Source organism: Flavobacterium sp. (assembly GCF_044341265.1).
In the GTDB taxonomy this organism is placed as follows: Bacteria; Bacteroidota; Bacteroidia; order Flavobacteriales; family Flavobacteriaceae; genus Flavobacterium.
In genome coordinates this window covers 125986-140831 of sequence record NZ_JBIISA010000004.1, presented here as the reverse complement: position 1 = coordinate 140831, position 14846 = coordinate 125986, and the positions used below count along the sequence as shown (strand labels likewise).

Genomic DNA, 14846 nt, shown 5'->3' with positions numbered 1-14846 from the left:
TATAAAATTCAACGATATTATGATTATTACTATATTTACATCATTAAGAAATCACCTATAGTTTGTGAAAGAAAAATCGAATAAATATTTATTGGTTGCATTATTAATTGGATTGGTTTTCCATGGGAGCGCTATTTTCTTTACTTTAGAAAACACTTATGATGCTTTAATTCATTTATTCTTTGGTAATCATTACGCTAATAGTTGGTTTGAACCATGGAATTATAGTTGGTATACTGGATTTACCGTTATGGGTTATCCACCACTAGTACATCAATGTATTGGATTATTGTCATTTATAGGTGGATTGAAATTCGGATTGTTTACCGTTGCTCTTATTGCAATTCTTCTTTTTATTACAGGTGTTTTTAGATTTTCACTTTTAATTACTGGTAATCGAAATGTAGCAGGATATGCTGCCTTATTAGCGGTTTTTTCTTCTTCATTTGTTGAAACACTTCATATTTTTGGTCAATTACCAAGTATTGTTGGGATTTCTATTTTAATGCATGCGTTGCCAGAAATTTATCTTTGGATAAAAACTGGACAAAAGAAATATTACTTCACTTCCATTTCATTAATTGCTGTAACCGTTTGTTCACATCACGTTACACCTTTATTCGGAATGATTTTCTTTATTTTTCCGTTAATTGGAATGGTGGTTTTGGATGTTGCTCGCGAAAAAGTGAATTCGTACAAAGAAGTAACAATGAAATTATTTGTACAAACTACTATTTCATTACTAAAACGAATCATTGCATTTGGATTTACTTCTGTCTTTTTAATTGTTTTTTGCATTTTCCCTTATTGGATTAATTCGAAAAACAATCCAATTACGCAAGTGCCAATTCCACACGGAAGTCGCGATAATTTTCTCGACGTAACTTCGTCTGGATTGATGTTTTTTGTTATTCCTTGGGGAATTTTATTGTTTTTGTTACCTTACATATTTTATAGATATTACAGTAAACGTTACATTTTCTTCGGGTTATCATTAACATTATTAACCGTTTTAGGAACTGGCGGAACGACTCCAATTCCGTTAAAGGTTTTAGGTACCAATGCCTTCAATATTTTAACGCTCGATCGATTTACACTTTGGGCAGCGATAATGAGTTTACCAATGTTTGGCGAATTTGTTTATCGATTAGTAGAAGGCGATTTAAGAACTAACTTGCAAGAACGATTTGGTTCGGTGTATTACAAAATTATTTCAGGATTGTTTGCTGGTTCATTTTTATTCATGGCGGTTTTTACGATTACATTAGGTTATTTTCGTCCGTTTCAACCACAAAAAATCAATACGTTACCTATTATCAATTTCTTAAACCAAGACCAACACGATCAATGGCGTTATTTGCCTTTGGGTTTTGGTGATCAAATGGCAACGTTGTCTTATCAAACAAAAGCTTTAACTGTTGATGGAAATTATCATTCGGCACGACGATTACCCGAACTAACTTCGCGAGCTGTTGAACGTTTGGAAAATTCAAAATTTAGAGGTTTGGAAGGCATTGGTTCGTTGCAACAATTTTTAACGGTTCCTGAAAAATACAATCTGAAGTATGTTTTTTCTAACGATAAATTCTACGATCCTATTTTATATTTCTGTGGTTGGCATCGATTAACGCAATTGGAAAACGGCATTATGGTTTGGGAAAAACTCAACGTTCCGCCATTATCTAAAATTCTTCCTTTTGAAGATGTCCCTTTATATCAAAAATTGATGTGGGGAATTATTCCATTACTTACAGTGATTATCGCTTTTGTTTTGAACGTTCAAATGATCCTATATCAAGCTTTAAAACTGAAACCAATAACCCAACCCGATTTTTTCAAATTTGCTGTTGATTATAAAAAATTTCCAAGAAAGCTCGTTATTATACTTCATATTTGGACTGGAATTGTATTGCTAATCATCTTTTATTTTGTCTATCAATTTTATGTCAACAATTCGTCGCAATTAAGTCCGAAAAATGTGGTAAAAGCCTATTATGATGCGATTGATTTTAAAGAATTTGAAAAAGCGCATTCGTTCTTAGACCCAAAAGGAAACAAATCGTTATCGCAATTTATGTTGGAAACAGCAGTGCAAGATGGTATTTTAAATTCGTATGCCAAAATGGATGCTATTGACATTCAAGTTGTAAAGCAAACCGAAAATTCAGCCAAAATTATTGCCAAAACCAAATGGGTGACGCCATTGGAAATCATTGAAAAAAACTATACGCATGAAGTTATTAAAGAAAAAGGCAAATGGTATATTGTTCCAAATAAAATAGATTTAGACATTCCGCCTGATCAGTTTGTTTCCAATAACGGAACCGAGTATTTCAAACACGGAAGACGCGCTGTTTCGACACAAATGACTTATCATGATGATGTTTTGAAACAACCTGTTTTAGAAATTTTATCTGCGAAACTCATTCAATACAATAAACAATACATTATAATTGGTGAAGTTCAAAATGTGGATAATGTTCCTGCAGACTTAGTTTTGAAGGCTACTTTATATGATAAAAACGATAAGAAATTAGCATCGTTCAATGCAAAATATGAAATCAAGCACAAATTGATGCCCAAAGAAATCACTAGTTTTAAAGTTAATTTTGAAGACATTGCTTGGGCAAAAAACTCTGATGTAAAACCAAAAACATTCAATCCAAACGAATTTTCTCCATTAGAGAATAAAGATAATCCAGTTACTTTTGATATTCAATGTGCAGGAAATGTTGCCATAAACGATTTGTATACACAAGTGGCGCTTTCTGATTTTGCTATCGAAAACAATCATATCAGAGGAACTTTGTTTAATTTCGGAATTCAAGAAAGCACGATTCCTGAAATTTTGGTTTCTTATTATAATGACAAGAAAGAACTGATTTATGTCGATCATTTCTTTATGCGTGAAGGTGTTCGTGTGCAACGTAAAAATTATTTTGATTACGAATTGCTGAATTTAAAAAATTGCAAAACACTAAAATCATCATTAGAAAATTGTTTTGTGAATGGTTTGGCCAATGAATCAATTTCTAAAGCAGTTGTTCCAAATAGAAAAGCTTCTCAAAATGAGGAACAATTACAAAAGGTAAAAGGTAACGGATTTGATTACATCAAAATCGAAATTAATAATTATATAGGAAATCCAAGATGATGAAAAAAGCAATTTATCTATTGTTTTTATTGAGTGCTTTGCTCCTTTTGGCATTCGGAACTGCTTTAGTTTCGGATAAAAAAGCGTCGTTTGAATTGGTTTCGAAAACTAAAACTTTCATCGCAGGAAATTCAATTGAATTGGAGTTTCATCCGAATGCTGAAAGTGAAAAACCCCAACTTTTCATCATTCATTCTTATGGTAAAACATTACTTGATGCAACTGTTGAAAAAGGAAATTACATTTTTAAAATCCCTGAAAATTATTGTAAAAAAACAGGTGAAGTTTCCTGGTTTTTAATCAACGAAAATGAAACAAGAAGTTCTGGAACTTTTGAAATTTTGCCAAATGATGCAACCAAAACTGTTGTTGAAAATTATCTTGGTCCAAGAACTATTTTAGCTGGCGGAAAAGAATTCACCATGATGGTTACGGTTCCAACCGATGGTTTTGACAATCCGAAAAAGGAAAACACGAATGTGATTTTGAAACATCAGTTTTTACAAAATGTTACCAATCTCAATTTAAAAACGAAAGACTTTATTGCCTGGTACGATATTTATTCTCCAACAAAATCAGGAAAAATGTTGGTCTCAACAGAATGTGACAAAATCGCAACCAAAGAAATTGAAACCGAAATCTATCCAAATATTGCAACCAATTTTACGATTGATTATAAAAGAAATCACGAGTTTGCCGATGGAAATCAGATTACGCATTTTACAACATCTAGCATAAAAGACCAATATGGAAATGTGGTTAGCGATGGAACTTTGGTTTCGTTCATCATCAAAAACAAAAATAATTTGATATTGAAAACTTTTGGAGCAACGATAAACGGAATTACTTCAGCTCAAATTTTACATCCAGATCATCAAGAAGTATATTCGGTAAAAGGATTTGTAACCGGAATTGCCGAAAGTAATTCAATCACCATCAATTACAAACCTATTATTTCGACTTTCAATTATTCGTTTGCAAACAAAAATAGAACACTTACTATTGGACCAATAAAAAGTTTTATGAATCAATTGGTTCCTAATGGAATAAAAGTAATTGTAAAGATTTTTCATAAAGACAACTTAGTGACAACTTTGCAAGAAGATACATCAAAAGGAATAGCAACTTTTGAACTTTCAGAAGATTTTTATAAAGAAAAAAACTATCGTTTTGAAATCACAACATTAGGCATTACCAAACAAACAGAAACCTTAAACTATGAGCTTCATAAATAATAAAAACACGATTCGAACGGTCTTGATAAGCTCATTTATTTTACTAAATGTGCTGTTGCTTTTTGGATTGAGCAGTATTTTAGAATATTTGAATTCTGGTGCTGATAGAACTTCGATGTTGCATTTAGAAAAAGAAACTGTGAATACTTATTTACCAAAAGTTATTTGGGAAGAATTGAATAATGTAGGCAGAGAAATGGAATCAAACACCTTAAAAACCATTGAAAAAGACTATTTATTTTCATGGTACATCAAAAATAAATCGCTAGAAAACAATAAAAAACAAGGCATAGAAGATTATTACACACAAAATGCTCGAGTGAATTTGTACAACAGCATTGATTATAATTTGAAAAATAAAATCACAATTGAAAGTACTACTTTAAAACACAATCCGAAATTAGAATTTTATAGTGAAGATGGACAACAAGTGGTTTTTACCGATAAAAATGTCATTGAATTTCAAAAAATTTTTAAAGACAAAAAATTAATTTCAGAAGTTCAAGATACGGCAACCTACAAAGTTATGATGCTTTTGGAAGATGGTTTTTGGCGCATTCGTCACATTCAAAAAATGAAACCTGAACCAATTGAAAAAGACACTTTAAAATCAAATCCTGAATTTAAAGTTGTTGGAAAAAAGATAAAATATAACAATGTCGATTTTATAAGTAAAGGAATTAATTATTATCCTAAAAATTCGGCTTGGGATACTTTTGGCGACTTATTTCACAAAGATACTATTGCAAAAGATTTTGATATTATTAAAAAAGCAAAGCTCAATTCGATTCGTATTTTTATTCAATATGAGGATTTTGGTAAAGCTGATATTAAACCTGAAAAACTGGAAAAGCTTAAAACTTTATTGGATTTATCAGAAGCAAAAAATCTGAAAGTTGTTGTGACTTTATTTGATTTTTACAGCGATTATACTTTAGAAAGTTGGACATTAACCAGCAGACATGCCGAAAAAATTGTTTCAACATTCAAAAATCATAAAGCTGTTTTGGCTTGGGATATCAAAAACGAACCGAATTTAGATTTTGAAAATCGCGACAAAAACAATGTATTGAATTGGTTGCAACAAATGATTACGGTTGTAAAAGAAAACGATGCCAATCATTTGGTTACAATTGGATGGTCGAATTCGTATGAAGCTACCAATTTAGAAGATAAAGTTGATTTTGTTTCCTATCATTTTTACAATGCCATTGACGATTTTGAAACTGAATATGGAATATTAGATAAAGCAACTAAAAAGCCAATAGTAATTCAGGAATTTGGAGTTCCATCGTACAGAGGAATTTGGAATTGGACAGGAAAGAATGCTGATGGTCAAGCTGAATACCACAAAAAAATGCAAGAATTATTCAAAAAGAACAATCTTGCATTTATGTCTTGGACTTTATATGATTTTCCTGCTGTGCCAAATCAAGTTGCCGGAAAATGGCCTTGGCAGAAAAACAGACAGAAAAAATTTGGTTTTATTGATGAAAAAGGAAAAGAAAAGCCTGCCTTTTTATACATTTCTAACTAAAGTATTTACCATTTTATTAATTTCAATTTCTTTGAATTTTTGAAGGTACATTTCAACAATTTTATCCATTGAAAGTGCGCAAGCAGCTTTGTAATTAGTTTTTGCAATGCGTCTTCTGTAATTATCATCTTCAAGAATAGTACTGATAGCTTTTGCTAATGAAGAAGCACTTTCTGGATTAAAGAATTCACCTTTGTAACCTTCGTCTTCAACTAATAAAGCTAGATCACCTAAATCTGGCATAACGACTGCTTTTCCGTAACTTCCTGCTTGATGTAAAACTCCAGAACTTCCTGTTGTTGATGTATATGGAAATGCAACTATTGTGCTTTCAGTAAAAATACGTTCTACATCATTTTCTTCTACATATCCAGTAAAAGTAATTCCTTCAACATGTGCGTATTTTTCTTTAACCGATTGTAAATATCCTGGTGTATTCGGACTGTCAGTTCCAGCAATTACAATTTCAATTGGTTCCTTATTAGTTTGTCTGATTAATTCAACTGCGTCAATTAGAATATCAACTTTTTTGTAGGTTCCAAACTTTCCAAAAGCCATTACTTTTTTTGGTCCAGCTGGTAAATCAAAACTAACATTCTTCGGAGTTTCAAAAGAACCATGTGGAATTAACGCAACATTATCTGTTTTATATTTTGCATTTAAAACATCAACATATTTATTGATAGTTACTGCAACTGAATCAGCTTTTAATATGCAACTTGTAAGAGTAGTTCCGATGAAATTATATATTTTTTGAGCAATTTTATTTGATGTAAATCCAGCGTTTGCTAAATCTACTTGTTCCATAATATTATGTAATAAAACTACTGTGTTGCATCCTAATATTTTTAAAATCATTGGCAACAACAATCCTAAAGCAGCAGGAATTTTTTTATCACCAAATTTTACAAATTGTAAATTGAACAAAACAGCATCTGGTTTTTCTTTTAAAACCGCTTTTACTATGTTAAAAATATTAGCATAGCTATTAAATTCCCAACATTCGTTAACGGAAACTTTGTTGCTGTTTTCAAAATCCAATTGTTTTGGTTCTGATGTTCTATCCGTAATTAAAACCAATTCTGAAACTTCATCTTTTTGAACAAAGTTTTTTACTAAATGGTAACCATATTCGTTTAAAGTAACTTTACTAGGTGGAAATGCTGTTACAACTGCTATTTTCATTTTTTTGTTTTTTAGATTCATTTTATTTTTCATTACAAAAGTCCAATAAAATCAATGGTCAAATTTTAAAATTCGACGAATGGGAATTTAGTTTAGACGAACATTCTTTTTATTCTGATAAAAGAAATACGCCAATTGAAAAAACAATAAGATTACCATTGAAATAATTTGCATTTCAACCACTTGTTCTAGTGATTTATGAAACATCACAATTAAGATTATTTGGGTTAATCCTAAAAGTGCTGAAATTACAACTGGAGTATACTTATTGATAGAAAGAAAATAGTAAGCAAAGATATTGGCAATAGCAAAAATTGATGTTGCTAAAGCATATTTCCACAATAAAGGAGCTATTGAAAGATAGTCTTCACCAAACATTAAATTGACAACTAAATTTGGAAAAAAATAAGTAGTTGCAACAATTATTGCAGACAATGCAACAATATAACCAACATATTTAATCAAAATAGGTTGCGTGTTTTTTCCTTCTTTTTGAAGTGTAAGTACTTTGGGCAAAAGTAGCATTACAAACATCCAAGCAACAAAATAAACTACTCTTCCAATCAAGGCAAGAGAAGCATACAATCCGGCTTCTTGGTTGTTAAAATAGTGCTTCACAAGAATTACATCGCTATTGTTGATAATGATTTGGGTAAGCTCGTAAAAAGCTGTAAGGGCAAAAAAGGTGGCGATGTTTTGAACACTTAACATTTCTCTTTTTTCAAGCGTAGGTTTCTTGAAAAAGATTTTTTGAAATGGTTGTAATCCAAAAACAAAAGACAATGTAATTCCAGAAGCAACAATAACAGTAGTAGGTAGATTTGGGACAAAAAGGATGGCGACGATAGTTAACAATAAGCGACTAATCATTTCTGAAGTGTAGGTTTTCGACAGATTGAAAAGGTTGTTTTTTCCTTGGTAAACACCTCGATTCACACTCATTAAAAAGTAAAGCGGAATTCCGGCACCAAACAAAACAAACATTAACGCAGATTGTGTATGAAAGACTTTTTGTAGTAGGTTACAAGAAGCCACGATGATTAATCCTAAACCAATTCCAGACAAAAGAGCGGATATAGTCATTAATCGAATAAAAGCAATACGTTTTCTAAAATTGTAGATCACTACATATTTGGTAGTTACAATTTGAAACGTCATTCCAATGAAGGAAAGAATCAATAAAAATGTAATTAAAATAGCAGCATCGGCAAAAGCTTCTGGACCTAAAACTCGTCCTAAAATTAAATTATAAAGATAATTTCCGCCATTTACCAATAACATAGTAATCATAAACATTTGTTCAGCGCTGAACTGTTTTGAAACAAATGGCATTGTAAACCTGGCTGATTTTAACATCTTAAAGTCGTTTGTCATTTTAGAAATTACTTAAAATTAAGCCACATTATTGTTTAATAAAAAACTTAACTTTTCTTCTTTAAATAATTCAACTACTTTTTGATTTTTATGACCAACAATATAAAATGCTTTATTTTTGGAAAGCGCTTTTTTGTACAAGGATACAATTTCTTGAAAACCATTTTTATCTAAATAATTTAAATGATTTAATGAAATGATTATAAAGTTTGATTCGTTTATTAATGTTTCGAAATAATTTTTTAATGAGTTGGTATTTTGAGCATTTAACTCTCCTAAAATTTCGTAAACTCCTGCATTGTTGTTAATTTGTAAAGCCATGATTTTGATTTATTTTTATTGTTTTATTTTATTTTTCTGATGCAAATATCTGATGATTAACTACGAGACATCATTATTATTCGACGAATGGTAAGTTGCTGTAGATGAAATATCAAAGGTTTATGTCTAACTTGCACTCATTAATAATCACACTATCGACGAATGACATTATTTAAAAAAATAACCCTAATTTTCCTTTTTACTTATAGCTTTATAGGTCAAGCTCAAAACATGAGTGAAGGTTTCTCTAATCTTGAAAAAGGAGAATTTGATAAAGCTGAAGTTTTCTTTACTACTATATTAAAGGACTATCCTCAAAACAAAACGGCACGACTTTGTTATGCTCGTGCAGTTGGTTTGAACAAGCAACCTGAAAAAGCGTTAACGTTGTTCACAACATTAAAAACTGAATATCCAGATGATTTAGAAATAAAATTGAATTATGCTGAATCATTACTATGGAATAAAAAGTTTGATGATGCTAAAATCTACTACACTAAATTAGTTGCTGACAATCCAACCAACTTTGTTGCGCATCTTGGTTTTGCCAATACGTTATCTAATTTGAAAGAATTTAAAGATGCTTTATCATATGTAAACAAAGCTTTAGAACTATCTCCAGGAAATGGCGGAGCTTTGGTTTCTAGAAAATACATAAAACTGGGTTATGCTAACGAAATGGTTTCTGCAAAAAAATATACTGAAGCCGAAACTTTTTACAATGAAATATTAGCTGATTTTCCAAATGATAAAGAAACGTTGTTGAATAAAGCCAATTTGTATTTGATTACTAAAAATAGTGTGAAAGGAAGAGAAACCTATAATTTATTATCTACATCAGATCCGATTTTGGCTTTAAATGGTTTATCCTTAGTAGAACATATCGCAGGAAAAGAAAGCAAAGCTCTTGAAATTTCTGAACAAGCAATGGCTAAAATTAGCGAAACCAAAGATGAAAAACTAATCAAACAAACACAAGAACGCTATGTTCAAGCACTTATTTGGAACAAAAAATACAAATTAGCAGAATCTAAAATTACAGCATTAAACCAACTTTATTCAAACGAAAATTGGCTATTAGCATTATCAGCAACATTAGCGATTTACAAAAGTGATTTTAAAGATAGTATTAAATATTACGAAAGTATTTTGGTAAATGATTCGAAATCGTTCGATGGAAATTTAGGTATTGCCAACGCTTATAATGCTTCAGGAGAAATAGACAACGCCTACAAAGCCGTTTATCAAACGTTAGAAATCTTCAAAAATCAGAACGATGCTACGAATTTTTTGAAGAAATTAAACGAAGAACATACGCCTTCTGTTGAAGAAAAAATAAGTTATTCGTTTGATAATGGTAACAATACTGCCATTACTTCGAGAACATTAATAACATTTCCTCTTTCTACAAAATGGTCTTTAAATACTACATATCAATATAGAAAAACAGACAATTCTGTTACCAATATTAGTGCTGATGCTAATGATTTTCTAGTTGGAGCATCTTATAAATTTCATCCTAAAATTAGTTTTAATGTTGATGGCGGAATTACCTCAGCAAGTTCTCCAACAGCAAGCTATACTTCATTATTGTTGAATTCTTACTTCAAAATTAAACCAATGAAATTGCAAGATTTAGAAATTGGATACAAACGCGACTTACAAAATTTTAATACCGATTTGATTGACAAACAGATTTCGGCTGACAACTATTATTTTAATTATAATATTGGATCAAACTTTAAATTGGGTTGGTTTACACAATATTTTTACACCACTCAATCTGATAATAATACTAGAAATTTATTGTTTACCTCTTTGTATTATAGCTTTTTGTCAAAACCTGTTTTAAAAGGCGGATTCAATTACCAATTCATTTCGTTTAAAGACCAAGTCCCAACGGTTTATTTTAGTCCGAGTCAATTTAATGCGTATGAAGTTTTTGTAGAATTATTGAAAGATGAAAAGATTGCAGAAAAAGGTTCCTTCTTTTATAATTTGAACGTTGCAACTGGATTTCAATACATAGAAAAATTAGACAAGCAATCAACTTATAGAATTCAAGCAAAATTGGGTTATAAATTCTCTGATAGATTATTAGCTAACGTTTACGGATTGAAAAGTAATATTGCTTCGGCTGCTGTTTCTGGATTTACTTATACCGAATTTGGATTTCGTTTAAAATGGTTGTTTTTAAGTAAACCAATTTTTAAAACCAATTTACAATAAGTTCAATCGTTTCATCAATTCAGGACGATTGGCGCGACTTACCGGAATTACGTCTTTGGCAATAAGTACCGAATTGTCTTCAATATCGATGATTTTTTTGGTATTGATAATGAACGAGCGATGTACTTTTAGAAACAAATCTTTAGGTAATTTATCTTCTATTTTCTTTAAAGTAGAATGTACAACGTAGTTTTTGACATCGGTTTTTATGTGAATATAATCGCCTTTGGCTTCAACAACAGTTACCGAATTGAATTCAATTTTAATCAGTCTTCTATCGATATTGATATAAAATTCGTTAGCATTATCTTCTGTAACCGCTTTGATTTCTTTTGAAGACGAAGGAGAAAATTGAGCAGCATTTGCTTTTACGATTGCTTTTTGAAAACGCTCTTCGGTAATTGGTTTTACTAAATAATCAACAATACATTCGTATTCGAAAGCTTCGATTGCAAAGTTTTTATCTGAAGTTACCAAAACAACTTTTGGTGGATTTTTTATGGTTTGAATAAAATCAAAGCCGGTAAAATCAGGCATATGAATATCTAAAAATATTAAATCAACTTCATTTTGATTTAGATATTTTATAGCTTGCATGGCATTAGAAAATTCTTGTACCATTTTCAATTCTTTGTGATTGGAAATCATTTGAGCAATAATAGCTCTTGCCATTTCCTCATCGTCAATAATGATGCAATTCATAGGTCTAGTTAGGGTTTATAATGTAGCTACAAAATCTTGCATTCGTTTTAAAATAGCTTCAAAATCAGACTGCAAATTAGTAGAATTTTCTTTTAAATTATCTTCATATTCTTCGGCAATATAGTAACTTTTTTCTAGACCAAGAATAGAAACTTTATGTTTAAGTTTATGAACGCTCTCTGCCGCTAGTAAATAATTGTTACTACCAATATAATTTTGGTACAATTCAATTTCTTCTGGTAACTCTCTTTTTAAAATTGAAATTACTTTTAACTTAAACTCTTGATTATCGCCAGCAAGTTGATTAATGTATTCTGAATTAGGCTGTTCCATTAGTTTTTTGGTATTGTAAAATAAAATGTTGACCCTTTATTTTCCTCGCTTTCGACCCAAATTTTTCCTCCTTTAGATTCTACAATTCGTTTTGCTATAGACAATCCTAAACCAGTCGAATTAAAATTATTATGTAATTTCATAAACGAATTAAAAATTTTGTCGGTGTATTCTTCTTTTATTCCTACTCCGTTATCTTTAACTTTAATTGTGTAAAACGCTTCGTTTTCAGTACAATCAATTTCGATTAATGGAGTTTCACTTTCATTATAATCGATTGCATTTTGAATTAGATTTTGAAAAACTTGCGTCATTCGTTGTTTGTTACCATGAACATTTGGTAAAGCATCTGAAACAATGATTTTAAAACTAGAAGGTATTTCTAACCTATTCAAACAATCGTTGACAACTTCATTTAAATTGAAATTTGTTGAAACAGTATCTATTTTATCAATTGATGAATAATCTAAAATGGTAATAATAAGATGATCCATTTTTTCTAGATTTTGGAACATCATATCAAATGACTCTAAGGTTTGATCATCAAATTTGTCGACATTATCTTCTTTTATCCAATTGATCAATGCGTTGATATTTCTTAAAGGAGCTTTTAAATCGTGAGAAACCGCGTGAGCATAGTCGCTCAATTCTTTGTTTTGCTTTTCTAGATTTTGCAATAGAATCTCTTTTTTCTCTTCTTGCTCTTTTATTCGTTCTTCGTTTTCTTTTCGTTGTATAACATTTACTAGCATGTTTGCAAAAACAAAAAGAATATTTTTTTCACTATCAGAATATTCGTGTTTCTTTTTTACAGCATCAAAACCAACAAAGCCAATCAATTGCTCTGCTTTTATCATCGGAATAGCAATTAAACTTTTTATTCCTTGTGGTTCTAGAATTGCTCTTAGTCCAAATTCACCTTCGTCTGGAAGCTTACTTACATCTTCAACATAAAAAGCCATTCCTTTTTTATGAAATTCTAGCCATTGAGGGATATACTCAATTGGGGTTTCTTGTAGATTGTGAATCTCTGGTTCAATACCATCTGCGCACCATTCGTGGGTGTTACTTGTTGTGCTTTTCACAAAATCATAATCAAAAATATAGCTTCTATCTGCTTCAACAAACTCACCCATCTGCTTTAGTGATTGGTTAATCATTCCGTTTATATCAGATAAATCAGCATTAATATATTTGGTAGAAATTTGTATCAACAAATCTTGTAATTGAATTTGCTGCGCAATAATTTTATCTTTTTCTAAACGTTCCAATCCGAAGGCTGCATTGGTCAAATTCTTACCAAAGTACTCGGCCAAATTATACATTTCATGGAACAGACCTTCTTCAAATCGTTGTGAACTACCAAGAATTAGTAATCCGTATTTTGATAGTCTAAAAGCGTAATAATAATCTTCATCCTCAACAGTTTCGTACTTATCAAATTGCTTTTGTTGAAACTTACTTAAAATTTGCTCTTTTAAACTGACCCATTTTGGATTATTACTAAAATTTTTGGGAATAATTATTTTTTCTTCATTATTAGAAAAAGACACAACTACTCCAGCAAAGCAATTAAATTTCTTTAAAATATCGGGCGTTGCTTTTTTAATTAACTCTTCTTCTGTTTTTAGCGAAGAAATTTTGTAAATTAAACTTAAAAGAATACTATTAAAATCGATTGTATTTACCATGTGATAACCACTGTTGTTTTATTAAAAATTTCGAGGAAAGTTTGGCTATTGTTAGCTATCTCGCCAATCGTTAAAACTCCGTTTAAAGTTTGATTTCCTTTTATAATATCAATTTCGTCCTGAAAATCATCGTTCATATAGAGCACTCTTGATATGCAATCGATGCAAAAAACGTTTTTATTATTAGAAGTTCCATGAGCCAATAGTTTGGCGTTTTTCGCGCCAGAAAGTAGTGAATTCATGTCTCCATTTAGAATTTGTACAAACTCGCCTTCATTAACTTTGTCAACAATAACAAGTTCGTCGTCTTGAATCATTATTGGATCTCTAACAATAATATCACCACCTACTTTTACCATTCCTAGAGGATACGATTTGGCTAATTCGAAAAAACCTTGTTCTTCAAATTTACTATTAGAATGTTGCTCGACGATAGCCGTATAAACGTCAACTGCTGGCTTCCAATCTATAGAAATGATATTGTTTCCTTTGGCTTTTGTAACTTTTAATTTTTCTGAAATCGGACTCCAACCATGAGCAACTCCTAGCGACAAATTGGTAGTAGCAAATGCTAAAATGGCTGCGTTTTTATATATTCCTGAATTATTAAAAACAGAAGGGATTTGTTCAAACGAAAGCGAGCCTGCGCCGCCACCAACATAAGTAAAAGTATAGCCCAAATTTTGGTATAAGGATTCTATAAATACTGTTTTATTACTGCTAAAACAATCTACATAAACCCAAGTGGTATTGGCATTTGGTTGAATAGTATCGCAAATATGCTCAATTTGATTGCCAATTTCGGCTTCATCATCAAGTTTTACAATATAATTATCGACTTCATAATCTAAAGTAATAATTAAAACTCCTTCTTGCTGTCTTTTATTTTCGAAAATAATTTCAGGAAAAATTCCGCCAAAAAAGGGTAATTGAAGTGAATTTAGGTCATCAATTAAACTTGCCACAGCTGAACGACTTTTGTCGGTAACACAAACCATTAGCGATTGAATCGATACATCATTTTGTATTGATTGTAATGCATTTTTTATTTCTAATGGGCTATTTAAGTAGTAAGAACTCATATT

General features: G+C 30.7%; 11 protein-coding genes. 4 read left to right on the top strand and 7 right to left on the bottom strand.

All coding sequences use genetic code 11. From position 1 onward, the window contains the following. Positions 1-64 precede the first annotated feature (64 nt). Genes ACIQ06_RS03230 through ACIQ06_RS03220 form a run of 3 tightly spaced genes read left to right on the top strand, consistent with a single transcriptional unit; the run spans position 65 to position 5926 of the window. Complete coding sequence (locus tag ACIQ06_RS03230; protein ID WP_396143849.1) at positions 65-3154, top strand: hypothetical protein; 3090 nt, start codon at positions 65-67, stop codon at positions 3152-3154. Continuing rightward, positions 3154-4389, top strand: coding sequence for a hypothetical protein (locus ACIQ06_RS03225; RefSeq protein ID WP_396143848.1), 1236 nt, complete (start codon positions 3154-3156; stop codon positions 4387-4389). The genes ACIQ06_RS03230 and ACIQ06_RS03225 overlap by 1 nt, the downstream gene beginning before the upstream one ends. Then, a complete protein-coding gene (locus ACIQ06_RS03220) occupies positions 4373-5926 on the top strand; it encodes a glycoside hydrolase family 2 TIM barrel-domain containing protein (protein ID WP_396143847.1) in 1554 nt (517 codons plus the stop codon). Before ACIQ06_RS03225 ends, ACIQ06_RS03220 begins: the two co-directional genes overlap by 17 nt. Here the strand turns inward: ACIQ06_RS03220 and ACIQ06_RS03215 are convergent. The 3 genes from ACIQ06_RS03215 to ACIQ06_RS03205 form a co-directional block, all read right to left on the bottom strand. Then, entirely contained in the window at positions 5909-7111 is a 1203-nt protein-coding gene (locus tag ACIQ06_RS03215) for a glycosyltransferase (protein ID WP_396143846.1), read from the bottom strand. The two genes, ACIQ06_RS03220 and ACIQ06_RS03215, sit on opposite strands and share 18 nt — an antisense overlap. An 87-nt stretch (positions 7112-7198) precedes the next feature. Next, complete coding sequence (locus ACIQ06_RS03210) at positions 7199-8467, bottom strand: sugar isomerase (RefSeq protein ID WP_396143845.1); 1269 nt, start codon at positions 8465-8467, stop codon at positions 7199-7201. Positions 8468-8503: 36 nt separating this feature from the next. Then, positions 8504-8806: an STAS domain-containing protein gene (locus ACIQ06_RS03205; protein WP_396143844.1), complete on the bottom strand. Its 303-nt coding sequence runs from the start codon at positions 8804-8806 to the stop codon at positions 8504-8506. A 162-nt stretch (positions 8807-8968) separates the two neighbouring features. Here ACIQ06_RS03205 and ACIQ06_RS03200 point away from each other — a divergent pair, with 162 nt between their 5' ends. Beyond that, positions 8969-11035 (top strand): hypothetical protein, encoded by a 2067-nt coding sequence (locus ACIQ06_RS03200; protein WP_396143843.1) that lies wholly within the window; start codon positions 8969-8971, stop codon positions 11033-11035. On the opposite strand, the gene ACIQ06_RS03195 is transcribed toward ACIQ06_RS03200, so the two are convergent. From ACIQ06_RS03195 to ACIQ06_RS03180, 4 genes are read right to left on the bottom strand one after another with little or no spacing between them, the layout of a single operon-like run. Next, on the bottom strand, positions 11027-11737 hold the full coding sequence (locus ACIQ06_RS03195; RefSeq protein WP_396143842.1) for a LytR/AlgR family response regulator transcription factor: 711 nt from the start codon (positions 11735-11737) through the stop codon (positions 11027-11029). The two genes, ACIQ06_RS03200 and ACIQ06_RS03195, sit on opposite strands and share 9 nt — an antisense overlap. 15 nt (positions 11738-11752) lie before the next feature. Next, positions 11753-12070, bottom strand: coding sequence for an Hpt domain-containing protein (locus ACIQ06_RS03190; RefSeq protein ID WP_396143841.1), 318 nt, complete (start codon positions 12068-12070; stop codon positions 11753-11755). Then, positions 12070-13761, bottom strand: coding sequence for an ATP-binding protein (locus tag ACIQ06_RS03185; RefSeq protein ID WP_396143840.1), 1692 nt, complete (start codon positions 13759-13761; stop codon positions 12070-12072). Before ACIQ06_RS03185 ends, ACIQ06_RS03190 begins: the two co-directional genes overlap by 1 nt. Beyond that, complete coding sequence (locus tag ACIQ06_RS03180) at positions 13755-14843, bottom strand: FIST signal transduction protein (RefSeq protein WP_396143839.1); 1089 nt, start codon at positions 14841-14843, stop codon at positions 13755-13757. Before ACIQ06_RS03180 ends, ACIQ06_RS03185 begins: the two co-directional genes overlap by 7 nt. Positions 14844-14846: the final 3 nt, after the last annotated feature.